The organism is Variovorax sp. P5_A3, assembly GCF_056400665.1.
In genome coordinates this window covers 215,093-236,172 of sequence record NZ_JBFUKW010000005.1, presented here as the reverse complement: position 1 = coordinate 236,172, position 21,080 = coordinate 215,093, and the positions used below count along the sequence as shown (strand labels likewise).

General features: G+C 66.2%; 23 protein-coding genes. 7 read left to right on the top strand and 16 right to left on the bottom strand.

Going from position 1 to position 21,080, the window contains the following annotated elements:
• Positions 1 to 31 precede the first annotated feature (31 nt).
• From AC1D3B_RS10470 to AC1D3B_RS10460, 3 genes are read left to right on the top strand one after another with little or no spacing between them, the layout of a single operon-like run.
• A complete protein-coding gene (locus AC1D3B_RS10470; protein ID WP_478190591.1) occupies positions 32 to 1,021 on the top strand; it encodes a Bug family tripartite tricarboxylate transporter substrate binding protein in 990 nt (329 codons plus the stop codon).
• Positions 1,022 to 1,037: 16 nt separating this feature from the next.
• Complete coding sequence (locus tag AC1D3B_RS10465; protein ID WP_478190590.1) at positions 1,038 to 2,762, top strand: acyl-CoA dehydrogenase family protein; 1,725 nt, start codon at positions 1,038 to 1,040, stop codon at positions 2,760 to 2,762.
• A gap of 40 nt (positions 2,763 to 2,802) precedes the next feature.
• A complete protein-coding gene (locus AC1D3B_RS10460) occupies positions 2,803 to 3,285 on the top strand; it encodes a MarR family winged helix-turn-helix transcriptional regulator (RefSeq protein ID WP_478190589.1) in 483 nt (160 codons plus the stop codon).
• Between the two features lie 17 nt (positions 3,286 to 3,302).
• On the opposite strand, the gene AC1D3B_RS10455 is transcribed toward AC1D3B_RS10460, so the two are convergent.
• From AC1D3B_RS10455 to AC1D3B_RS10445, 3 genes are read right to left on the bottom strand one after another with little or no spacing between them, the layout of a single operon-like run.
• Complete coding sequence (locus AC1D3B_RS10455; protein WP_478190588.1) at positions 3,303 to 3,680, bottom strand: hypothetical protein; 378 nt, start codon at positions 3,678 to 3,680, stop codon at positions 3,303 to 3,305.
• Positions 3,681 to 3,682: 2 nt separating this feature from the next.
• The gene (locus AC1D3B_RS10450) at positions 3,683 to 3,952 is read right to left on the bottom strand and encodes a hypothetical protein (protein ID WP_478190587.1); all 270 of its coding nucleotides are present in this window, start codon (positions 3,950 to 3,952) and stop codon (positions 3,683 to 3,685) included.
• A 15-nt stretch (positions 3,953 to 3,967) separates the two neighbouring features.
• Complete coding sequence (locus AC1D3B_RS10445) at positions 3,968 to 4,726, bottom strand: sulfite exporter TauE/SafE family protein (protein WP_478190586.1); 759 nt, start codon at positions 4,724 to 4,726, stop codon at positions 3,968 to 3,970.
• 43 nt (positions 4,727 to 4,769) lie between these two features.
• On the opposite strand from AC1D3B_RS10445, the gene lhpI reads away from it, so the two are divergent.
• Positions 4,770 to 5,714: a bifunctional Delta(1)-pyrroline-2-carboxylate/Delta(1)-piperideine-2-carboxylate reductase gene (gene lhpI / locus AC1D3B_RS10440; protein ID WP_478190585.1), complete on the top strand. Its 945-nt coding sequence runs from the start codon at positions 4,770 to 4,772 to the stop codon at positions 5,712 to 5,714.
• Between the two features lie 3 nt (positions 5,715 to 5,717).
• Here the strand turns inward: lhpI and AC1D3B_RS10435 are convergent, their stop codons facing one another.
• The 4 genes from AC1D3B_RS10435 to AC1D3B_RS10420 all read right to left on the bottom strand — a co-directional run bounded on the left by AC1D3B_RS10435 (position 5,718) and on the right by AC1D3B_RS10420 (position 9,436).
• A complete protein-coding gene (locus tag AC1D3B_RS10435; RefSeq protein ID WP_478190584.1) occupies positions 5,718 to 6,722 on the bottom strand; it encodes a Bug family tripartite tricarboxylate transporter substrate binding protein in 1,005 nt (334 codons plus the stop codon).
• A 137-nt stretch (positions 6,723 to 6,859) separates the two neighbouring features.
• The gene (pcaF, locus tag AC1D3B_RS10430; protein WP_478190583.1) at positions 6,860 to 8,065 is read right to left on the bottom strand and encodes a 3-oxoadipyl-CoA thiolase; all 1,206 of its coding nucleotides are present in this window, start codon (positions 8,063 to 8,065) and stop codon (positions 6,860 to 6,862) included.
• A 22-nt stretch (positions 8,066 to 8,087) separates the two neighbouring features.
• Positions 8,088 to 8,732, bottom strand: a complete 645-nt coding sequence (locus tag AC1D3B_RS10425; RefSeq protein WP_478190582.1) for a 3-oxoacid CoA-transferase subunit B — start codon at positions 8,730 to 8,732, stop codon at positions 8,088 to 8,090.
• A gap of 2 nt (positions 8,733 to 8,734) precedes the next feature.
• Complete coding sequence (locus tag AC1D3B_RS10420) at positions 8,735 to 9,436, bottom strand: 3-oxoacid CoA-transferase subunit A (RefSeq protein WP_478190581.1); 702 nt, start codon at positions 9,434 to 9,436, stop codon at positions 8,735 to 8,737.
• Between the two features lie 134 nt (positions 9,437 to 9,570).
• On the opposite strand from AC1D3B_RS10420, the gene AC1D3B_RS10415 reads away from it, so the two are divergent.
• Entirely contained in the window at positions 9,571 to 10,356 is a 786-nt protein-coding gene (locus AC1D3B_RS10415) for an IclR family transcriptional regulator domain-containing protein (protein WP_478190580.1), read from the top strand.
• Between the two features lie 107 nt (positions 10,357 to 10,463).
• Here AC1D3B_RS10415 and AC1D3B_RS10410 read toward each other — a convergent pair whose 3' ends face one another.
• The 9 genes from AC1D3B_RS10410 to AC1D3B_RS10370 all read right to left on the bottom strand — a co-directional run bounded on the left by AC1D3B_RS10410 (position 10,464) and on the right by AC1D3B_RS10370 (position 18,744).
• On the bottom strand, positions 10,464 to 11,477 hold the full coding sequence (locus AC1D3B_RS10410) for a Bug family tripartite tricarboxylate transporter substrate binding protein (protein ID WP_478190579.1): 1,014 nt from the start codon (positions 11,475 to 11,477) through the stop codon (positions 10,464 to 10,466).
• 102 nt (positions 11,478 to 11,579) lie between these two features.
• A complete protein-coding gene (gene dhaK, locus AC1D3B_RS10405; protein WP_478190578.1) occupies positions 11,580 to 12,563 on the bottom strand; it encodes a dihydroxyacetone kinase subunit DhaK in 984 nt (327 codons plus the stop codon).
• The gene (dhaL, locus tag AC1D3B_RS10400; protein ID WP_478190577.1) at positions 12,560 to 13,192 is read right to left on the bottom strand and encodes a dihydroxyacetone kinase subunit DhaL; all 633 of its coding nucleotides are present in this window, start codon (positions 13,190 to 13,192) and stop codon (positions 12,560 to 12,562) included. The genes dhaK (AC1D3B_RS10405) and dhaL overlap by 4 nt, the downstream gene beginning before the upstream one ends.
• Positions 13,189 to 14,202, bottom strand: a complete 1,014-nt coding sequence (locus AC1D3B_RS10395; RefSeq protein ID WP_478190576.1) for an ABC transporter ATP-binding protein — start codon at positions 14,200 to 14,202, stop codon at positions 13,189 to 13,191. The genes dhaL and AC1D3B_RS10395 overlap by 4 nt, the downstream gene beginning before the upstream one ends.
• Positions 14,189 to 15,301, bottom strand: a complete 1,113-nt coding sequence (locus AC1D3B_RS10390) for an ABC transporter ATP-binding protein (protein WP_478190575.1) — start codon at positions 15,299 to 15,301, stop codon at positions 14,189 to 14,191. The genes AC1D3B_RS10395 and AC1D3B_RS10390 overlap by 14 nt, the downstream gene beginning before the upstream one ends.
• Before the next feature lie 9 nt (positions 15,302 to 15,310).
• On the bottom strand, positions 15,311 to 15,490 hold the full coding sequence (locus AC1D3B_RS10385; protein WP_478190574.1) for a hypothetical protein: 180 nt from the start codon (positions 15,488 to 15,490) through the stop codon (positions 15,311 to 15,313).
• Complete coding sequence (locus AC1D3B_RS10380; protein WP_478190573.1) at positions 15,487 to 16,434, bottom strand: carbohydrate ABC transporter permease; 948 nt, start codon at positions 16,432 to 16,434, stop codon at positions 15,487 to 15,489. Before AC1D3B_RS10380 ends, AC1D3B_RS10385 begins: the two co-directional genes overlap by 4 nt.
• Positions 16,431 to 17,390, bottom strand: a complete 960-nt coding sequence (locus tag AC1D3B_RS10375; RefSeq protein ID WP_478190572.1) for a carbohydrate ABC transporter permease — start codon at positions 17,388 to 17,390, stop codon at positions 16,431 to 16,433. Before AC1D3B_RS10375 ends, AC1D3B_RS10380 begins: the two co-directional genes overlap by 4 nt.
• Positions 17,391 to 17,406: 16 nt before the next feature.
• Positions 17,407 to 18,744 carry an ABC transporter substrate-binding protein gene (locus tag AC1D3B_RS10370; protein WP_478190571.1) on the bottom strand — a complete coding sequence of 446 codons (1,338 nt, stop codon included), beginning with the start codon at positions 18,742 to 18,744 and terminating at the stop codon, positions 17,407 to 17,409.
• 251 nt (positions 18,745 to 18,995) lie between these two features.
• On the opposite strand from AC1D3B_RS10370, the gene AC1D3B_RS10365 reads away from it, so the two are divergent.
• Positions 18,996 to 20,027 carry a LacI family DNA-binding transcriptional regulator gene (locus AC1D3B_RS10365; RefSeq protein WP_478190570.1) on the top strand — a complete coding sequence of 344 codons (1,032 nt, stop codon included), beginning with the start codon at positions 18,996 to 18,998 and terminating at the stop codon, positions 20,025 to 20,027.
• Between the two features lie 61 nt (positions 20,028 to 20,088).
• A complete protein-coding gene (dhaK, locus tag AC1D3B_RS10360) occupies positions 20,089 to 21,075 on the top strand; it encodes a dihydroxyacetone kinase subunit DhaK (protein WP_478190569.1) in 987 nt (328 codons plus the stop codon).
• The last annotated feature ends 5 nt before the right edge of the window (positions 21,076 to 21,080 follow it).

The following is a 21,080-nucleotide window of genomic DNA, read 5'->3' as shown; positions in this document are numbered from 1 at the left end:
ACCTGTTCAATGAAGACCTAGGAGACAAGACATGACCACCCGCCGACATTTCGTCCAGACCCTTGGCGCGACCGCCGTCCTCGGTGCGCTGCATCCGGTCGCGGCGCTCGCGGAAGCGCTCAACCAGGTGAAGATCCTCTACGGCTTCCCGGCCGGGAGCGCAGGCGACAGCGTCGCGCGACGTGTCGGCGACAAGCTCGGCAACACCGCGTTCACCAAGAATGCCGCAGTGGTCGACAACCGGCCCGGCGCGGGCGGCCGGATCGCGCTCGAAGCGCTCAAGACTTCGCCAGCCGACGGCTCGGTCCTGGCGGTCTGCCAAGCCTCGGCACTATCGACCTATCCGCACATCTACAGCAAGCTCAACTACGCGATCAGCGATTTCGCGCCGATCTCGATCGGCGCCGTCATGACGCACGGCCTGGCCGTCGGCCCGATGGTCCCGGCGGAAGTGAAGACGCTGAAGGACTACATCGCGTGGGCCAAGGCCAATCCCAAGGACGCCAGCTACGGTTCGCCGGGCGCGGGGTCGACGCCGCACTTTCTCGGCGCGCTGCTGGCCCTCAACAGCGGCACGGAACTCAAGCACGTCCCCTACCGTGGTTCGCTGCCTGCAGTGAACGACGTGGTCGGCGGGCAGATCGCCTCGAGCATGACGCCGGCCGGCGACTATCTCCCGTTCGCGAAGGCCGGCAAGCTCCGCGTGCTCGCCACGTCGGGCAACAAGCGGGCGCCGTACTTCCCCGACGTGCCGACGTTTGCGGAGCAAGGCTTCCCCGAGATCGTCGCCGAGGAATGGTTCGGCTTCATCGCACCTGCGAAGACGCCTGCCAGCGTGGTCAGCGCAGCCAACGCAGCGATCACCACCGCACTGAAGGACCCGGCAATCATCGACGGGCTGTTCGCCGTCGGCCTGGTCGCGAACGGCTCGACGCCCGAGGAAATGAAGAAGTCGATTCAGAGCGAGTACGAGCGCTGGGGTCCGCTGGTCAAGAAGATCGGCTTCACGGCCGAATCCTGACACGCGCCGATTCGCGATGAATTACCAGCCCCGCCCCGACGATGTGAGCTTCGTGTTGAACACGGTGCTCGGCGCCGTCCCGCGTCTACGCGCCCTGCGACCGTTCGCGGAGCTCGACGACGCGCTGCAGGCGCAGGTTCTCGACGAGGCTGGCAAGTTGGTCGCCGAAGTCATCGCACCGGTGAACAGGACCGGCGACGAGGTCGGTTGTCGCTTCGTCGAGGGTAAGGTGGTCACGCCGCCCGGCTTTCGCGAGGCGTACCGAGCTTTCGTCGACGGCGGCTGGCCTGCGCTCTCCGCCGCCATTGAAGACGGTGGCCAAGGTCTGCCGGCCGTGCTCGAAGCCGTTCTCTTCGAATGGCTCAGTGCAGCCAATCATGGGCTCACCATGGCGCCGGGGCTGCTGCACGGCGCGTACGAATGCCTCAAGCACCACGGCAGCGACGAACTGAAGCAACGCTACCTCTCGAAGATCGCCACCGGCGAGTGGCTCGCCACGATGTGCCTTACCGAAGCCCATGCCGGCAGCGACCTGGGCCAGGTGCACACCCGCGCCGTCGCGCAGGCCGATGGCAGCTTCCGCGTCGCCGGCGGCAAGATCTTCATTTCCGGCGGCGAGCACGACCTCACCGACAACATCATTCACCTGGTGCTTTGTCGCCTGCCCGACGCGCCGGCCGGCCCCAAGGGACTGTCGCTGGTGCTCGTGCCCAAGCTGATGCCCGACGGATCGCGCAACGCGGTCCATTGCGAGCGCATCGAGGAAAAGATGGGCTTGCACGGCAGTTCGACCTGCGTGATGCGCTTCGACGACGCCACCGGCTGGCTGATAGGGGAACCCAACCGCGGCCTCGCCGCGATGTTCGTGATGATGAATGCGGCGCGCCTCCACGTGGCGCTCCAGGGCATCGGACTGCTCGACGCCGCTTGGCAGAAGGCCGACGCCTATGCGCACGAGCGGCGTCAGATGCGCGCGCCCGGCCCCGTCCCTGAAAGCCGGGGTGGCGAGACTGCCGACCTCGTGGCCGAGCACCCGGCCATCCGCCGGATTCTCGACACGCAACGGGCCTGGATCGATGGTTCCCGGGTCATCGCCTACCGCACCGCCGTCCAGCTCGACGTCGCACGGCATGATCCCGATCCCAAGCTGCGCGAACGTGCACAACGCTGGTGTGCGCACGTCACGCCCGTACTGAAGGCCGCTTGCAGCCAGCAGGCCTTTCTCGGCGCGAGCGAATGCCTGCAGGTCTTCGGCGGCCACGGCTATGTGCGCGAATGGGGCATCGAACAGGTCGTGCGCGATTCGCGCGTGACGATGATCTACGAGGGCACGAACGAGATCCAGGCCATCGACCTGCTGGTGCGCAAGGTGCTGGCCGACGGCGGCGCCGGCATGTCGGGGGTGCTGATCGAGCTGCGCGACGAACTCGACGCCTCGCGCGAGATCGACGCCGATGTGCAGCGCCGGCTGGCGCAGCTGCGCTATCTCACCACCACGATCACCATCGCTGCGCAGGCAGATGCGGCGCTGCCCTACGAGGTCGCTGACGACTACCTGCGCGTGGTGATGATCACCCTGCTGGCCTGGGCCTGGGCTCGCATCGAGAACGCGGCGCCCAGCGACGAGCGCTGGTCGGCACCCGGCGCTGCCTTTCGGCGCTGGGCGTTGCCGGAGTTCGAGATGCGACTCGGCATCGTCAAGCGCGCGTGCGAAGGCGTCACCGCGCAATCCACCCTCTGAGGGGCTCCCACAGGCGTCGAAGACAGTTACGCTCGGGGGCATGGCAGTTCTCCGTAAGAAATCCATTCCCGCCACGCACGCCCAGGCGCCGCGTTCCGATCGCCTGGACACCCGGGTGCTCGAAACGTTGGTCGGCTACAACGCCCGCAGGGCCTGGCTGATCATCAGCGAGGTGTTCTCGGAGCGCATGGCCGCGTATGGCCTGAAGCAGGTCGATTTTTCGGTGCTGTCGCTGCTGGCCCACAACCCGGGCGCCACGTCCCGCCAGCTCTGTTCCACGCTGGACATCCTGCCGCCCAATCTCGTGAGCCTGATCGCCGCGATGGATGGCCGCGGACTGATCGAACGGCGCCCCCACCCGCATGACGGTCGCGCGATCGGCCTTCACTTGACGCCGGCCGGCGAGGAACTGGTGCGCGAAGCGGAACTGACGGTGGTGCAGCTCGAAGCAGACGCCAGCGCGCGGCTGACCTCACGCGAGCGCGAGACGCTGATCCGCCTGCTGCAGAAGATCTACCACTAGCGACAGGCGGGGGATGACTAGAAGCGCTCGGTGAGCGCCAGCACTTCGTGCGCGGCGCCGACGATCAGGTTCGGGTCAGGGTAGTAGAGCTCGCCGTTGAAGTCATGGCGCGAGAATGCATTGCGCGCCTCGTTGTAGCGGGCACGCGCCGCCTCGAAACCCTTGCGGCGCCAGCTCGGCTGCACGGCCTCCAGACGGGCCCAGTGTTCGGGACCGAGCGTAGGACACAGCGGAATCGGCGCCGAGCGCTCCCGCAAGAGGAGTTCTCGCGCCTCGCGCGTGAGCGGATCGAACTCGCGGGCCTTGTCGCGTCGGCGTGCGAGCAGGTTGGAAAGAAAGGTCGCGCCGAAGAGACTCAGCAGGGCGAGGCCGATACCGAAGTCGATGGAAATCATGTTTACCAGAACTTCCACCAAGGAGATGGCCCCGGAGAAGCTGCTGGCGCAAGGGTCTGCAGGCCGGTGTCACGGATGCGGCGGCGCTGTTCCGCCTCGAGCGCCTGGGCCATGCGATGGGCGAGCTGGTCACCCTGCATGGCACGGATACGCCACTCCGACGCGAGAGTCTGCAGCTCCTCATCCTCAAGATTGGCGGGCGTCGTCGACGGTACGGGCATCCCGAAATTCTGCACATGCGCAAGGGGCTCGGCAATCGTAGATATTTGCATTACATCCCCCGAGGCTCAGGCGACGAATCCATCCCAGCTGAGCTTGAGGCCCGTCAGGAGCATGCCGAGGTAGACGAAGCGATAGAACCAGACGGGATCGATGCGGCGAGCGATGCGGATTCCCACCCACACGCCCAGGGGCGCGATCGGCAGGAGCGCGAGGGAGGTCGCCATGTTGCGCCAGTCGAGCAGGCCCAGCCACGCGTACGGCACCCATTTGCTCAGGTTCACCACGAAGAAGAAGTACGCCATCGTCGCCGTGTAGGGGACGGGCGCGAGCCGCAGCGGAATGACGTAGGCGTTGACCGGCGGCCCGCCCGCATGCGCGATGAAGCTGGTGAAGCCGCTGATGGTCGTCAGCACGGCGCCGGTGGTTTTCGATGGCAGCGGGCCGTTGGGCCGTGGCGGGAACAACAGCCGCTGCGCAAGAAAGGCCAGCGTGAAGACGCCGACGATGCCCGCCACCGTGTGCGCCGGCAGCACCCTGAAGAGCAGCGTTCCGATGACCGTGCCCACAAGACCACAGGGAATGAGGAACAGGAGCAGCTTGCGGTCGAAGTCACGCCGGAACGCAGCGAGCCCCAGCAGGTCCATCAGCAGAAGCACGGGCATCAGGATCGCCGCCGCCTGCGGGACGGTGACGGCCAATGCAAGAAGCGGTACGGCAAGGGAGCCGAAGCCGGCGCCGAAGCCACTCTTGCTGACGCCGAGCATCAGCACGGCGGGAACGGCAACCGCATAGAAGTGCGGGTCGGTGATGATGGGGAGATTCAAAACGGAGCGAGACGCGGCTGCGGGAAGGCTACATTGTCCACGCATGAAGATCCTCGACGCAGACCAGACCCGCGCGCGCCTGAAGTTCGACCATCTCGTTCCGGCCTTGCGCGAGGCCTTTGCGGGCGAAGCGAACGTGCCGCCGCGCCACGTCCATTCCGTCGAAGCCGGCGCTGACAAAGGCACCGTGCTGATCATGCCTGCCTGGAGCGAGGCGGGCTATCTCGGCATCAAGACCATCAACATCTTCCCCGGCAACAGTGCTCGCGGCCTGCCCGGGTTGCACGCGACCTATGTGCTCTACGACGCCCACACCGGCGTGCCGCTGGCGCAGTTCGATGGCAACGAGATCACCGCATGGCGTACTGCGGCGGCTTCGGCGCTGGGTGCGTCGTTCCTGGCACGCGCGGATGCGAAGCGGCTGTTGGTGCTGGGCACCGGGCGCATCGCACGCCTGCTGCCTGCCGCGCATGCGAGCGTGCGCGAGATCGATGAAGTACAAGTATGGAATCACCGCGCTGAGGGCGCGCAAGCGCTGGCAGCGCAGTGGCGGTCGGAAGGCTGGAATGCGCAAGCGGTCACGGATCTTGAATCGGCCGTTCGCGGCGCCGACATCGTGACCTGCGCCACGCTCGCCACGTCACCGCTCGTCAGGGGCGAATGGCTCACCCCCGGCTCCCATCTCGATCTGATCGGCAGCTTCACCCCCGCGATGAAGGAGGCTCATCCTTCCTGCTTCGCCGATGCGCGTGTGTTTGTCGACACAGAAGAGGCGCCGACCAAAGCCGGAGACCTGCTCGATGCATTCGCCGCGAATGCGCTCACGCCGGAAGGCATCCAGGCGACGCTGGCGCAGCTCTGCCGGGGCGAGCGATCCGGCAGGCTCTCGCCTTCGGAACGCACTGTCTTCAAGGCCGTCGGCAGTGCGCTCGAAGACCTCGCCGCAGCGACCCTCGTATGGCAAGGTGCCGCATCGGAAGCGAGATAAAGCTCACTCCACGGTGGCACCGGAGACCTTGATGATCTCGGCCCACTGGGCGCTCTCCTTGCGGATCAGCGCCGCGTACTCGGAGCTCCCGCCCAGGAGAGGTACCGCGCCTTCGACGCCGAGCCTCGACTGGAACTCTTCGGTCGCCGCGACCTTGAGCATCTGGCCCGACAGCTCCTTGACGAACGCGTCGGGCGTACCGCGCGGCGCGAGGATGCCGTAGGTCAAGGTGCTCTCGAACTTCGCGAGGCCCGGCACGCCGGATTCGGCCACGGTCGGCACATTCGGCAACGACGGCAGCCGCGTGCTTCCAGTGACAGCCACCGCCCGCAGGCGCCCGCTCTTGACCAGCGCCAACGCGGGCGGGATGACGCTGAACATCATCTGTACCTGCCCGCCCACCAGATCGGTCAACGCAGGCGCCGTGCCCTTGTAGGGGATGTGGTTGATCTTCACGCCGCTCCTCTGCCCCAACATCTCGCCGGTGAGATGACCGCCGGTGCCGCTCCCGCTGGACGCGTAGTTGAAGTTTCCGGACGCCGCCTTCGCGGCGGTCACGAGATCGGCCACCGTCTTCACCGGCGAGCTTGCCGGAACGACCAGCAGCAAGGCCGAAGACGCGAACATTGCCACGGGCACGAGGTCCTTCTGCGTGTCGTACTTGAGATGGCTGTAGAGCGCGGGGTTGATAGACACAGTGCCCGAATGCCCCAGCAGCAAGGTCGTTCCGTCCGGCGCGCTTCTCACCACGTATTCGGTGCCGAGGTTGCCACCCGCACCGGGCTTGTTCTCGACCACGACGCCCTGATTGCGAAGCTCGCCGAGGCTCTTGGCCATCTGGCGCGCGAACACGTCGTTGCCGCCACCGGGGGTGAACGGCACGACGATGCGAATCGGCTTGGTCGGGAATTGCTGTGCGCTGGCCGCGACCGGCAGCAAGGCAGCGGCCGCCAGTGCGAAGGCGGAAAGACCGAGTTGACGACGCGACGATAGCGATCTGAAAGTCATGAATTTTCCCTGGACAGCGAGGCCCGGTGATGAACGAGTGATGAAGAAGGAAGAGGCTCGCGCGGCCGGCATGCGCTCAGCGCGAAACCCGGGCGCCCCGAATGCAGGCGGGCCGGCCGACGGATGGGGTCAGGAGATCAGACGCGCTCGAGGATGACCGCGATGCCCTGCCCCACGCCGATGCACATCGTGCACAGCGCATAGCGGCCGCCACCTTTGTGCAGCTGGTTGATGGCGGTGGTGGCGAGCCGCGCACCACTCGCGCCCAGCGGGTGGCCCAACGCGATCGCGCCGCCGTTGATGTTCACGCGCGCGTCGTCGTCCTTGAGGCCCAGGAGGCGTAGCACCGCGAGGCCCTGTGCCGCGAAGGCTTCGTTCAGTTCGATCACGTCGATCTGGTCGAGCTTGAGGCCGGTGAGCTTCAGCACCTTCTCGGTCGCAGGCGCCGGACCGATACCCATGATGCGTGGCGGCACGCCGGCCGTCGCCATGCCCACCACGCGGGCGCGCGGCGTGAGGCCGTACTTGGCCGCCGTCGCCTCGTCGGCGAGCAACAGCGCGGCCGCGCCGTCGTTCACGCCGCTTGCATTGCCGGCCGTCACCGTGCCGTCGGGACGCACCACGCCCTTGAGCTTGGCGAGTGCTTCGAGGCTTGTGTCGCGGGGATGCTCGTCCTTCGAGACGACGATCGGATCACCCTTCTTCTGCGCGACCGTGACGGGCACGATCTCGGCGTCGAAGAACCCGGATTTCTGCGCTGCCACGGCGCGCTGCTGCGAGGCAAGCGCCATGCGGTCCTGCGCCTCGCGCTCGATCTTGTAGTCGGTCGCGACGTTCTCGGCCGTCTCGGGCATCGAGTCGACGCCGTACTGCGCCTTCATGAGCTTGTTGACGAAGCGCCAGCCGATGGTGGTGTCGTACACCGCGTTGTTGCGGCTGAAGGCGCTTTCGGCCTTGGGCATCACGAAGGGCGCGCGGCTCATGCTTTCCACGCCGCCGGCGATCATCAGGCCAGACTCGCCGGCCTTGATGGCGCGTGCCGCAGTGCCGACCGCATCCAGGCCCGAACCGCACAGGCGGTTGATGGTGCCGCCGCCGACTTCGAGCGGCAGGCCGGCGAGCAGCGCCGACATGCGCGCGACATTGCGGTTGTCTTCGCCGGCCTGGTTGGCGCAGCCGAAGAGCACGTCGCTCACGGCCTGCCAGTCGACTTTCTTGTTGCGTTCCATCAGTGCCTTGAGCGGAACGGCACCCAGGTCGTCGGCGCGCACGCTGGAGAGCGAACCGCCGTAGCGGCCGAAGGGAGTGCGAACGGCATCGCAGATGAAGGCTTCGTTGGTCATGGTGTGTGTCTCGGTTCCGTTGTCAGATGGCGATCGGCAGGCCGACCAGTTTTTCGAGTTCAGCGTGTTCGAGGCCCTCGACCTTGTCGATGAGCTTCAGACCGGCAGGCGTGCATTCGATGGTCGCGAGATCGGAATACACCCGCTTCACACAGCCGATGCCGGTCAGCGGATAGGTGCATTCGGCGACGATCTTGCTCTCGCCCTTCTTGGTGAGCAGATCCATCATGACCCAGGTCTGCTTGGCGCCGATGGCCAGGTCCATCGCACCGCCAACCGCGGGAATGGCGCCTGCCTCGCCTGTGCTCCAGTTGGCGAGGTCGCCGGTGGCGGAGACCTGGAAGGCGCCGAGCACGCAGATGTCGAGGTGGCCGCCGCGCATCATCGCGAAGCTGTCGGCATGGTGGAAGAAGGCGCCACCGGGCAACAGCGTGACCGGCTGCTTGCCGGCATTGATGAGGTCGTAGTCCTCCTGGCCTTCAGCCGGCGCGGGGCCCATGCCGAGAATGCCGTTCTCGCTGTGGAGGATCACTTCGCGGCCGGCGGGCAGGTGGTTGGCCACCAGCGTGGGCTGGCCGATGCCGAGATTGACGACGGCTCCGTCGAAGATGTCCTGCGCGACACGCGCTGCGAGTTGGTCCTTGGTACGGCGTTGGTAGTTGCTCATGGTCATGCTGCCTTCTTGAAGCCGCCGGCCTGCGTGGCGACGCGCTCGATCTTGACGATCCTGTTGACGAAGATGCCGGGGGTGACGATGGTCTCGGGGTCCATGTCGCCGAGTTCGACGATCTCGTGGACGGTGGCGATCGTGCGATCGGAGGCCATTGCCATCACCGGGCCGAAGTTGCGCGCCGCCTTGCGGTAGGTGAGATTGCCCCAGCGGTCGCCCTTCTCGGCCTTGATCAGCGCGACATCGCCGCGGATCGGGTACTCCAGCACGTACTGCTTGCCGTTGATCTCGCGCGTTTCGCGATCGCCCGCCAGTTGCGTGCCGAATCCGGTCGGGCAGAAGAAGGCGCCAACGCCGGCACCCGCGGCGCGGATGCGCTCGGCGAGGTTGCCTTGCGGCACCAGTTCGAGCTCGAGCTTGCCGGTGCGATAGAGCTCGTCGAACACATAGCTGTCGGCCTGGCGCGGAAAGCTGCAGATGATCTTGCGAACGCGCCCGGCCTTGAGCAGCGCCGCCAGGCCAGCTTCCGCATTGCCTGCGTTGTTGTTGACGACGGTGAGGTCCTTGGCGCCCTGTTCGATCAGGCCGTCGATGAGTTCATTGGGAATACCGGCGGTGCCGAAGCCGCCGATCAGCACCGTGGCGCCGTCCTGGATGCCGGCCATGGCATCTGCGACCGAGCGAGCGATCTTGTTGATCATGAAATCTGTCTCCGGGAAGGAAAGGAAAGCCGAACGCCTTGGCTTGCAGATTGTCCGACTGAAATGTTGCCTGCGATTTTGTTCGCATACCGAACAGTTGTTCGTATAATGAATTCTAGAGAAGATCACATCCCATGGCAACCCACAGGAAACAACAGGTTTCACCCGCGCCTGGCGACAGTTACGTCCAGTCCTTTGCGCGCGGGTTGCAGGTCATCAAGTCGTTCAGCGCGAGCGCCCCACGACAGACGCTGAGCGAAGTGGCCGTCGCCAGCGGTCTCACGCGAGCCGGCGCGCGCCGCATCCTGCTCACCCTGCAGACCCTGGGCTACGTCGAGAGCGACGGCAAGCTCTTCAGTCTCACGGCACGCATCCTCGACCTGGGTTTCGCCTACCTCTCGTCGATGCCGATCTGGAATCGCGCGGAGCCGGTCATGGAAGCGCTTGTGCAGCAGGTGCAGGAATCGTGCTCCGCCGCGGTGCTCGATGCCACCGACATCGTCTACGTGCTGCGCGTACCCACGCACAAGATCATGCGCATCAGCCTTGGCGTGGGCTCGCGCCTTCCGGCGTACTGCACGTCGATGGGCCGCCTGCTGCTGTCCGACCTCGACGACGACGAGATCCGCGCGCGACTCGCCGCGTCGACGCGCGAAGCCTTCACGAAACACACACTGACCGACGTGGATGCCCTTTTCGCAAAAGTGACGCAAGCGCGGCGCCAGGGTTGGTGCCTCGTCAACCAGGAACTCGAAGAGGGACTGGTCTCCATCGCCGCACCGATCGTGAATCGCTCCGGCCGCGCGGTCGCCGCGCTCAACATCAGCGGCCAGGCAAACCGCACCAGCGCAAAAGTGATGCAGGAAACCATGCTTCCAGCATTGCTAGCCTCCGCCAGCGAAATCTCCCGTCTGCTCTAGAAAACGGAAGAATGCGCCCGCCGCCGGGCCGCCCCAAGGCGAGCCGCGCCTCCCCCTCGGGGGGTGGAGTTACACGCAGCGAAGCGAAGTGAAAAGCCGGGGGGCCCTCACACCTCCGAGCGGATGCCACGCATGAGGATCACGCCGCCGAGCTGCGACGTGTCATTGCGCATGCGATAGCCCAGCGCCTGCGGCGTTCCGGCTTGTGCCTGCCAACCGGCGACGAGCAGGCTCTGCTGGACCTCGGCGAGGCGAACCACTTCTCCCAATGCAGCATTGAGCTTGGCCACTGCCGCCGGCGGCAAGCTCGAAGGCGCAGCCAGCGCCGTCCAGATCTCCAGGTCGGCGCCCCGCACATTGGCTTCGCGCAGCGTCGGCAGTTCATCGAACAAGGGACTGCGCATCGGCGAAGTCACACCCACCGCCTTCAGCTTGCCCGACTTCACATGCGGCTTCGCGAGACCCGGCGGCAACAGCGCCAACTGGATCTGGCCGGCAAGCATGGCGTTGATGACCTGCGGATTGCCCGGGAACGGCACATGCCGCGCGGTGATGTTGGTGCGGCTCTTGAGCAGTTCCATGCCGAGATGGCCGACGGTCCCCACGCCCGGCGTGCCGTACTTGCCCGAATCGTTGAGGTTGCGCGCCCACAGCAGCAATTCGGACGGATTGGCGCCGAGAGCGTCGCCCGACACCGCCAGCACGAGCGGCGCCGTGCCGATGAGGCTGATGGGTGCGAAGTCCTTCTCGGGATCGAAGGGCGTGTTGGGATTGAGCAGCCTGGCGATCGTGAGATTGCCGTTGATCAGCGCGCCGATGGTGTGATCGTCCTGCGCCTTCGCAACCTGGTCCGCGGCCAGGTTGCCGCTGGCGCCGGGGCGGTTCTCGACGACGACAGGCTGGCCCAGCAGCTTGGCGAGCGGCCCCGCAATCGCGCGCGCAGCAAGATCCGGCGATGCGCCTGCCGGAAAGCCTACGAGCAGGCGAATGGGTTGGGTCGGCCATGCGCCCTGCGCCGTCGAGGAACGCGGTGCTCGGGCGCGCGATGCATCCTGGGCCCAGGCCCCTGACGCGCAGAGCGTGGCGGCGACGGACTGGATGAAGCGGCGTGTGGTGATCATGAAAACGGCGTCGAAGCGCGAACGTGAAGTTACAGGACGTTACGCGACCGGCCGATGCCGTGCAAGTCAGCCCAAATGCTTCGTTCGCAGCATTTGTCTGACTTACCAGCGCAATGCCGCAGTGTGCACAGGCGCATCCCACAACGTCTTCAGTTCGTCGTCGAGCAGCGTCACTGTCAGCGACGCGCCCGCCATGTCGAGCGATGTCGTGTAGTTGCCCACCAGCGATCGCACCGGCACCAGCCCGTCGGCCTTCAGGCGCGCATTGGCCGCATGGTGCAACAGGTAGAGCTCCATCAGCGGCGTCCCGCCGAAGCCGTTGACGTGCAGCAGCACCTCACGCCCTGCCTTCGCCTTCAGGTCGCCCAGGATCGCGTCCATGAGCAGCCGCACGATCTCGTTGGCCGGCATGTGCGTCGCGCGGCGGCGGCCCGGCTCGCCGTGGATGCCGACGCCGATCTCGATCTCGTCGAGGCCGATGTCGAAGGTCGGTCGTCCCGCCGCCGGCACCGTGCAGCTCGTGAAGGCGACGCCCATCGACGCCGTTGCCGCGTTCACGCGATCGCCGAGCACCTTGCATTCAGCGAGCGTCGCGCCCTGCTCGGCAGCGGCGCCGACCGACTTCTCGACCACCAGGGTGCCTGCCACGCCGCGGCGCCCGGTCGTGTGGGTGGAGTTCTCGACGGCCACGTCGTCGTTGACGAGCACGGTGGCGTTGTCCATTTCCAGCATCTCGCTCGCCATCTGGAAGTTCATGCCGTCGCCGGCGTAGTTCTTGACGATGAACAGCACGCCCTTGCCCGACTCGGTCGCGGCTGCCGCGGCCAGCATCTGGTCGGGCGTGGGACTGGTGAAGACCTGGCCCGGACAGGCCGCGTCCAGCATGCCGCGCCCGACAAAGCCAGCATGCAAGGGCTCGTGGCCCGAGCCTCCCCCGGAAATCAATGCCACCTTGTTCGCCGCAGGTTCGAAGCGTGCGACAAAGGTCGGCTCGAACTCGACGCGCAGCAATTGCGGATGCGCCTCGACCATGCCGCCCAGCGACTCGCGCAGCATGGCGTCCACGTCGTTGACGAATTTCTTCATGCGGTCTCCTTGAGCGTTTCGCACACCGCCGTGATGGCGACTTCGCAAGTCTTCGATCCAGGGTCGATGTGGCCCAGCGCGCGTTCCCCGAGAAAGGACGCACGGCCCTTGGTCGCAATCATGTCGCGCGTGGCGAGCATGTTCCGGTGCGCTTCCGCAGTGAGCTGCTCGCACAACGCCGCCAAGGGCGCACCCTCATCGGCCAGCCGCTGCAGCAGCCGCGACACGGGGATCAGCACATCGAGCATGGTCTTCTCGCCCAGATCGGCCTTGCCACGGTTCTTGATGGCTTCCACGCCCGCGACGAAGGCGGCGGCGAACTGCGGCCGATCGGGCTCCGCGATGCCGGCCAGGGTCTTGCCCATGGCGATGAAGAAGCTCGATATCAGCGGGCCGGACGCGCCGCCGATGGTCGACAGCAGCTTCATGCCGATCTTCGTGAAGGCGGCCGCGGGCGGCAGCGGCACCAGCTCGTCGCGCATGGCCATCAGCACGTCGCAACCGCGGCGCACATTGATGAAGTGATCGCCGTCGCCGATGGCGCGGTCCAGCGACTCGATCTGGCTCTCGTTGGCGAGGATCGACGCTTGAACCGCCTCCAGCGCCCCGATGATGTGTTGCGTGTTCATGGCGTTCCAATGCGGCGTCCTGCCGCGTCGAAGAAAAGACAGTGCTCGGTCGGAAAACCGAAGCGCGCCTGCGATCCGGGCGCGAGCGGCTCGTCGAGCATCACGCGGGCATGCACCTCCACGCCCTGTCGCTCGGCCACGAGCTGGTGCTTCACGAGCGAGCATTCGATGACCTGGAAGCCCGGCGCCTCGCCGTCGGGCGACAGCCGCACATCCTCGGGCCGGATTGCGACATGCGCGGTGCCGGTAGGCGCGCGGCCGGCGAACCACTGCGCCGGCAGCACGTTGATGGCGGGCGAGCCCAGTCGCTGCGCCACCGGCAATGTGCGCGGGTCGCCGTAGACCTCCAGCGGCGTCCCCACCTGCTGCAACACGCCGCGCTCCAGGATGCCGATGCGATCGGCCATGGTGGTGGCTTCCACGTGATCGTGTGTCACATACACAACGGTGGCGCCGGTGCTGCGCTGCAGGCGCCGCAACTCGACGCGGAATTCCTCGCGAAGCTGCGCATCGAGCGACGACAGTGGCTCGTCCATCAGGAAGACGCGTGGGCGCCGCACCAGGGCGCGGCCGATCGCCACGCGCTGCATCTCGCCGCCGGAGAGCTCGGTGGCCCGGCGCGCCAGCTTGCCCTCGATATGGAGCATCTCCGCGACTTCGTGCACGCGGCGCCTGACCTCCGCCGGCTCGCTGCGCCGCAACGGCGATCGCAGCGGGAACGCGAGGTTGTCGAACACGGAGAGATGCGGGTAGAGCGAATACTGCTGGAACACGAAGGCGCAGTCGCGGCTCGCCGGCAGGCTGTCGGTGATGTCGCGCCCGTCCATGCGGATGCGCCCTGCATCGGGGCGCTCCAATCCGGCGATGAGTCGCAGCGTGGTGGTCTTGCCCGCGCCGCTCGGCCCGAGCAGCACGAGGAACTCACCGTCGGCGACATTGATGCTCAGGTCTGCGACCGCCTTGACGTCGCCGAACGATCGACTGATGCCGGCAAGTTCAATGCTGGCCATGGCGTTTCGCCTCCTGGTGCAGGCGCGTCGTCGCGCTGGGAAGCAACTGTTCGGTCGCGGTGTCGAAGAGCACGAGCCGATCGGCGTTGAAGCCGATCGCCACCCGATCTCCGGGGGCCGGGTGCCGGGACTTGTCGATCACCGCTTTCAGTGCGCCGGCCGCGGTCGCGAGTTCGGCGACCCAATGCGAGCCGAAGTACTCCACATGCCGCACTTCGGCCGCCAGTCCGGCGCCCTCGACGCCCACGCTGACATGCTCCGGCCGCACGCCCAGCACCGCCTCGGCCGCATCGGCTTCGATGCGCGGCAGGCTCACCGATGCGCCGGCCAGCGACACCGATGCGTCGCCCGCGTGGACCGCGCCGTCGACGCGCACGAAGTTCATCGGCGGCCGGCCAATGAAGCGCGCCACGAACATGCAGCTCGGAAAGTTGTAGATCGCGCCCGGCTCATCGGCCTGCAGGATCTCGCCCTGGTTCATCACCACGATGTGATCGGCCAGCGCCATCGCCTCGTTCTGGTCGTGCGTGACGAAGACTGTCGTCGTCTTCAGGCGCCCATGCAGCTTGCGCAGTTCCACGCACATCAGCTCGCGGAACTCGGCGTCGAGCGTGCCCAGCGGCTCATCCATCAGGAAGGCCTGCGGCTGGCGCACGATGGCGCGGCCAAGCGCAACGCGCTGGCGATCGCCGCCGGACAGCCCGCCGACGCGCGAACCGAGCAGGTGCTCGATGCGCAGGATCGACGCCGCATCCGAGACGCGGCGGTCGATCTCGGCGCGCTTCAGCCCCTCATTGCGCAGCGGAAACTCCAGATTGCCGCGCACGCCCAGGTGCGGGTAGAGAGCGAAGAGCTGGAACACCATGGCTATGTCACGCTCGCGCGGGCGCAGGTAGGTCACGTCCTGGCCGGCCAGCGTGATCGAGCCCGAGGTCGGGAATTCGAGCCCCGCCAGCATGCGCAGCGTGGTGGTCTTGCCGCAGCCCGAGGGGCCGAGCAGCACGACGAACTTGCCGTCTTCCAGCGTCAGCGTCGAATCGCGCACGGCGACGAAATCGCTGAAGCGCTTGTGCAGTTTCTGGATGCGGATCTCGGCCATGTTGTGCTCTCAGGGCAGCTTGCCCGCGACGGTGTAGCCCGCCACCCCCGCGAGGAGCACCGCGAAGGAATAGCTGTAGACGTCGAGCGACCACGGCTGCATCAGCATGACCAGCCCGAGCCCGATGAGCACCATGCTGGCGGGTTCCCAGCGCGAGCGGCGCAGCCAGCTTCTCGTCGACGGCCTCATTTGCGGATCGCTCCGAAGGTGATGCCGCGCAGCAGGTGCTTGCGCAGCAGGATGGTGAAGACAAGCACCGGCAGCAGGAACAGCGTGGTGCCCGCCGCCATCGCCGGCCAGTCGAGTCCGCCCTCGCCGATGATGGTCGGGATGAAGGGTGGCGACGTCTGCGCAGTGCCGCTGGTGAGCAGCAGCGCGAAGGCGTATTCGTTCCAAGCGAAGATCAGGCAGAAGATCGCCGTGGTCGCGATGCCCGTGGCGGCCTGTGGCAGCACCACCTTGATGAAGGCCTGGAAGCGCGTGTAGCCGTCGACCATGGCGGCCTCCTCGTATTCGCGCGGGATCTCGTCCATGAAGCCCTTGAGCAGCCACACCGCGAGCGAGAGATTGACCACCGTGTAGAGCAGGATCAACCCCAGGTGCGTGTCGGAGAAGCCGACCGCGCGGTACATCAGGTAGATCGGGATCGCCACCGCGATGGGCGGCATCATCCGCGTCGACAGGATGAAGAACAGCAGGTCGTTCTTGCCCGGCACCCTGAAGCGCGAGAAGGCATAGGCCGCGAGTGTGCCCAGCACGACCGACAGCAACGTCGAGCCGAAGCCGATCAGCACCGAGTTCAGGTAGCGGTCCGAGAAGCGCGAAGGCCCGGCGAGGATCATCTGCTGTTCGCGCACCAATCCTTCGTACCAGGTGGCGGGCGGCGGTAACGTGGCCAGTTCCTGGGAGCTGACGCGCGAACGCGTGGTGAAGAGGTTGACGTAGCCGATCAGCGAAGGCTGGGTGATGACACGCGGCGGATAGGCGATCGAATCCTGTGGTGTACGGAAGCTGGTCATGAGAATCCACACGAGCGGGATCAGCGAGATCAACGCATAGGCGACGACGACGAAGCCGGCGAAGGCCTTCGCCCGGGGTGTCGGATCCAGAGGCGAGTGCACTGCGTTTTTCATCTCTGCTTCACCCGGTCGAGGAAACGCACCGTCACGAGCGAGAGCCCGTAGATCGACACGAAGAGGATGATCGCCAGCGCGGAGCTGTACCCCGTGCGCCATTTCTCGAAGGCCTCGCGCTTGAGCTTGATCGACGCCAGCTCGGTGACGGAGCCGGGGCCGCCATTGGTGAGGTTGTCCACGAGGTCGAACATCTTGAAGTTCTCGATCACACGGAACAGCACCGCGAGGATGATGAAGGGCATCACCATCGGCAGGGTGATGCGCCAGAACTTGGTCCATTCGCTTGCGCGATCGATTTCGGCGGCCTCGTAAAGATAGGGCGGGATGGATCGCAACCCGGCCAGCAGCAAGAGCATCACGTAGGGCGTCCACATCCAGGTGTCGACCAGGACGATGGCCCACGGCGAAAGGGTCGTGTCTCCTAGCATCGTGAAGCTGCCCGCCATGCCGAAAGGCGCGCGGAAGAAGTTGACGATGTAGTTGAAGATGCCGTACTGCGGCTCGAAGAAGTACTTCCAGAAGGTGCCGACCACCGCTGGCGCCAACATCATCGGCAGCAGGATCGCGGTGCTCCAGAAGCTGTGCGTGCGAAAGCGCCGGTTCAGCATCAGCGCCAGCCCAAAGCCCAGCAGGAGCTGCAGCGTGATCGACCAGGCCAGGAAATGCGCGGTGGCCTGCATGTTCTCCCAGATCGATTCGTCGTTGAGCACCCGCGAGTAGTTGCTGATGCCGACCCACAGCACGTCCGCGCCCGGCCGGTTGGCGCGGAAGTTGGTGAACGACAGCCAGATCGTCCAGATCAGCGGAAAGATGTTGAACGCCAGCAGCAGCAGGATCGTCGGGCCGACGAAGAGCCATGCCAGCGCGCGGTCGGAGAGGCCCTGGCCGGTGAGCCGGCGGCTCTCGCTCTCCGCACCGCGCATCACGGTGTTGTCGACCTGGACGAAGGACATGGGACGGCGCCGCGCATCAGGGCTTGATCTTCCCGTCTTCCCTGAACACTTCGGTCCAGTCCTTGAGCAGGCCGTCGAGCGCCTCCTGCGGCGTACCCTTGCCGGCCACGACGTAGTCATGCGTGCGCTTCTGCATCGCGAGCAGCAACTGCGCGTAGCTCGGCTCCTGCCAGAAGTCCTTGACGATCTTCATCGAGTCGAGGAACACCGGTGCGTACGACGTGCTCTTGTCGAATCCGGGCTTGGAGAGCACCGCGTTGTGGCACGAGAAGCCGCCCGAATCCCACCACTTCTGCTGCACCGACGGCTGCGCGAACCACTTGATGTACTCGAGCGCGAGGTCCTTCTTGTCCGAATACTTGACGACCGAGATCCCCTGGCCGCCGAGCTGTGCCGCTGCGATCTTGGCCTTGGGCATGGTGAAGAAGCCGGTCTTGTCGCCGCCCACGTTCGGATCCTTGGCGATGCCCGGGAAGAAGGCGATGAAGTTCATCTGCATCGCGACCTGGCCCGACTTGTAGGAGTCGAGATCCTCGGTCATGTAGGCGTTGGAATGTCCGGGCGGCGTGCAGCAGTCGAAGAGTTCCTTGTAGAACTTGAGTCCGGCCACGGCCTCCGGCCCGTTGATGTAGCCCTTCATGTCATACGGCTTCTTCGGGTTGTCGTACTCCATGCCGTACGCGTACATGGTGTTCGTCACGCCCATGGTGATGCCTTCGGAGCCTCGCTCGGTGTAGATGGCAGCGCCGTAGACCTTCTTGCCGTCGATGGTTCGGTTCTGGAAGAACTGGCCGATCTGCTTGAGCTCGTCCCAGGTCTTCGGCGGCGCGAGATCGCGGTTGTACTTGGCCTTGAACTCGGCCTGCAGCTCGGGCTTGGCGAACCAGTCCTTGCGGTAGGTGAAGGCCACCGCGTCGCCCATCGCGGGCAGCGCCCAGTAGTTCTTCGTGCCCTTCGGCCAGGTCGAATAGCCTTCGACCGTGGCCGGCATGAAGTCGCTCATCTTGATGCCGTTCTTGTCGAAGAACTCGTTGAGCTGGATGTAGTGCCCTTCGGTCGCGGCCGAGCCGATCCATTGGCTGTCGCCGATGAGCAGGTCGCAGAGCTTGCCCTTGGAATTGAGCTCGTTGAGCATGCGCTGCGCGAAGTTGGGCCAGGGCACGAACTCGTACTTCATCTGCACGCCGGTCTGCGCGGTGAAGTCTTTCGACAGTTCGACCAGTGCGTTGGCCGGGTCCCAGGCCGCCCAGCACAGGGTGAGCTGCTTGGCCTGGGCCTGCGCTGCACCCGAAGCCAGGGCCAGCGCCGCGACGAGCGCAGTGCCGACAGTCGATCGCTTGTTCAACCACTTCATTTGCTCATCTCCTGTGTGAGGATGCGCCATTCGTCGGTCTGGCGCCTACCGGCCTGCGCCCGCCCACCTTTCGGCGACAGCGGTTCGGCTTGATGGAATAATAAAAAGCGCATTAAATAAATCAATCAATGCAAACCCTAGGGCATCAGGTGCCCGAGGGCCTGCGGCAACGCCGGTGCGGGATAGCCCGAAGCCTCGGCCCCGCAGACATCGGCGACACTCCTGATTGATTTATTGAGGCTCTTTTCAGGTTGGCCACTTCCGTCACCATCACCCAGATCGCCGAGACGGCCGGCGTCAGCACCGCCACCGTGGACCGCGTGCTGAACAACCGTCCCGGCGTCAATCCCGCGACCGTGCAACGCGTGCGCGAAGCGATGAAGGACCTGGGCGCCGCGACGCCGATGCGCGGGCGACCGCGCTCCACCGACAGCTATCGCTTCGCCTTCGTGCTGCCGTCCGCGCGACGCGGCTTCTTCGACCTGGTCGACCGTGTCATCGCCCAGGCGGCCGGTGACTTCCGGCACCAGCACATCACCGAAGTGACGCGCCGGCTACCGGCCACCGAACCGAATGCCTTCGCCGATGAACTCGCGCGCCTGTCCGACATGGACGGCGTCGCACTGCTGGCCCCCGACACACCCTCGGTCAAGCTCGCCGTCAACGAACTCGTGCGTTCCGGCGTGCACGTCGTCACGCTGTTCTCCGACGTCGCGGGCTCCATGCGCGAGACCTTCATCGGCGCCGACAACCGCGCCGCCGGCCGCACCGCCGGCCTGCTGCTGGGCCGCGAGGCGCCGGCCGGCCAGGGTCACTGCGCCCTGCTCTCGCCGGCCACCCGCTACGCCGCCGAGATCGACCGCGGCATCGGCTTCGCGCAGGTGCTGGAGGAGCGTTTCGCCGGTGCAAAGCTGCTGCGCGTGGACGACATGCCCGAATCCGAGGACGAGGCCTACCGGCGCGCACGCGAGGCGCTCGACCCCCAGGCGACCGGTGGCCGCCTCACGGCCATCTACAACGTCGGCCCCGGCAGCCATGGCGTGCACCGCGCGCTGGCCGAGCACGGCTACGACGCGTCGCTCGGCATGGTCGCGCATGACCTCCTCGACGTGCACCGCTCGATGCTGATCTCCGGTGCGCTGACTTTCGTGCTGCACCAGGACGTCCATTACGTCGTCACCACCGCCGCGCGGGTGCTGCGTGCCCTGTGCGAAGGCGTGCGCGGGGCGCTGGCGGTGAGCAACCCGAGAGTCGACATCCTGACTGCGGAGAACCTCGCATGACAGCCGGGCGCCATGGCCCCACGATGCCTCACCCTGATCGGGATTTCCTCGAGGACTCACGATGAAGAAATTCATCAACTACGTCGACGACGCCATCGTCGAAAGCCTTTCGGGCCTGGCCTCGGCGCATGCGGATCTGCTGCGCGTCGAGTTCGACCCGACCTTCGTCGCGCGGCGTGTGCCCAAGCGCGATGCGGTGGCCGTCGTGTCCGGCGGCGGCTCCGGCCATGAACCGCTGCACACGGGCTACGTGGGGCGCGGCATGCTCGATGCCGCCTGTCCGGGCCAGGTTTTCACCTCGCCGACGCCCGACCAGTGGCTGGCCGCCGCGCACAGCGTGAACGGCGGCCGCGGCGTGCTCTTCATCGTGAAGAACTACGCGGGCGACCGCCTCAACTTCCAGATGGCGAGCGACATGCTGGTCGACCTCGATCACCTGATGGTGGTGGTCGACGACGACGTTGCCATCGAACATTCGATGCACGCCAGCGGCCGCCGCGGCGTGGCCGGCACGCTGATCGTCGAGAAGATGGTCGGCGCTGCCGCAGAGGCCGGCGCGGACCTCTTCGAATGCAAGGCGCTCGGCGACCGCGTCAATGGCGGCACGGCGTCGATGGGCGTGGCGTTCAACAGCTGCATCGTGCCGGCATCGGGCGTGGCGACTTTCGAGATCGGTGAGCAGGAGATGGAGCTTGGCGTGGGCATCCACGGCGAGCCGGGCCGGCAGCGCATGCCCTTCGCGCCCGCGGCCGGCATTGTCGACTTGCTGCTCGATCCGATCCTGAAGGACCTGTCGCTCGCGCGAGGCCGCGAGGTGCTGCTGCTGGTCAATGGTCTCGGCGGCACACCCCTCATGGAGCTCTATCTGCTGCATCACCATGCACGCCTTCGGCTTGCCGCGGAAGGCCTGGACGTCGTGCGCACGCTGGTCGGCAACTACACGACCTCGCTGGAAATGGCCGGTGCTTCGCTCACCGTGACGGCGCTCGACGAAGAAACCAAGCGCTTGTGGGACGCACCCGTGCACACAGTGGCGTTGCGCTGGTAGGTCGG

Coding starts and splice junctions, on each gene's coding strand:
- AC1D3B_RS10470 (WP_478190591.1), top strand. CDS start 32: ATGACCACCCGCCGACATTTCGTCCAGACCCTTGGCGCGACCGCCGTC.
- AC1D3B_RS10465 (WP_478190590.1), top strand. CDS start 1,038: ATGAATTACCAGCCCCGCCCCGACGATGTGAGCTTCGTGTTGAACACG.
- AC1D3B_RS10460 (WP_478190589.1), top strand. CDS start 2,803: ATGGCAGTTCTCCGTAAGAAATCCATTCCCGCCACGCACGCCCAGGCG.
- AC1D3B_RS10455 (WP_478190588.1), bottom strand. CDS start 3,680: ATGATTTCCATCGACTTCGGTATCGGCCTCGCCCTGCTGAGTCTCTTC.
- AC1D3B_RS10450 (WP_478190587.1), bottom strand. CDS start 3,952: ATGCAAATATCTACGATTGCCGAGCCCCTTGCGCATGTGCAGAATTTC.
- lhpI (WP_478190585.1), top strand. CDS start 4,770: ATGAAGATCCTCGACGCAGACCAGACCCGCGCGCGCCTGAAGTTCGAC.
- AC1D3B_RS10435 (WP_478190584.1), bottom strand. CDS start 6,722: ATGACTTTCAGATCGCTATCGTCGCGTCGTCAACTCGGTCTTTCCGCC.
- pcaF (WP_478190583.1), bottom strand. CDS start 8,065: ATGACCAACGAAGCCTTCATCTGCGATGCCGTTCGCACTCCCTTCGGC.
- AC1D3B_RS10425 (WP_478190582.1), bottom strand. CDS start 8,732: ATGAGCAACTACCAACGCCGTACCAAGGACCAACTCGCAGCGCGTGTC.
- AC1D3B_RS10420 (WP_478190581.1), bottom strand. CDS start 9,436: ATGATCAACAAGATCGCTCGCTCGGTCGCAGATGCCATGGCCGGCATC.
- AC1D3B_RS10415 (WP_478190580.1), top strand. CDS start 9,571: ATGGCAACCCACAGGAAACAACAGGTTTCACCCGCGCCTGGCGACAGT.
- AC1D3B_RS10410 (WP_478190579.1), bottom strand. CDS start 11,477: ATGATCACCACACGCCGCTTCATCCAGTCCGTCGCCGCCACGCTCTGC.
- dhaK (WP_478190578.1), bottom strand. CDS start 12,563: ATGAAGAAATTCGTCAACGACGTGGACGCCATGCTGCGCGAGTCGCTG.
- dhaL (WP_478190577.1), bottom strand. CDS start 13,192: ATGAACACGCAACACATCATCGGGGCGCTGGAGGCGGTTCAAGCGTCG.
- AC1D3B_RS10395 (WP_478190576.1), bottom strand. CDS start 14,202: ATGGCCAGCATTGAACTTGCCGGCATCAGTCGATCGTTCGGCGACGTC.
- AC1D3B_RS10390 (WP_478190575.1), bottom strand. CDS start 15,301: ATGGCCGAGATCCGCATCCAGAAACTGCACAAGCGCTTCAGCGATTTC.
- AC1D3B_RS10385 (WP_478190574.1), bottom strand. CDS start 15,490: ATGAGGCCGTCGACGAGAAGCTGGCTGCGCCGCTCGCGCTGGGAACCC.
- AC1D3B_RS10380 (WP_478190573.1), bottom strand. CDS start 16,434: ATGAAAAACGCAGTGCACTCGCCTCTGGATCCGACACCCCGGGCGAAG.
- AC1D3B_RS10375 (WP_478190572.1), bottom strand. CDS start 17,390: ATGTCCTTCGTCCAGGTCGACAACACCGTGATGCGCGGTGCGGAGAGC.
- AC1D3B_RS10370 (WP_478190571.1), bottom strand. CDS start 18,744: ATGAAGTGGTTGAACAAGCGATCGACTGTCGGCACTGCGCTCGTCGCG.
- dhaK (WP_478190569.1), top strand. CDS start 20,089: ATGAAGAAATTCATCAACTACGTCGACGACGCCATCGTCGAAAGCCTT.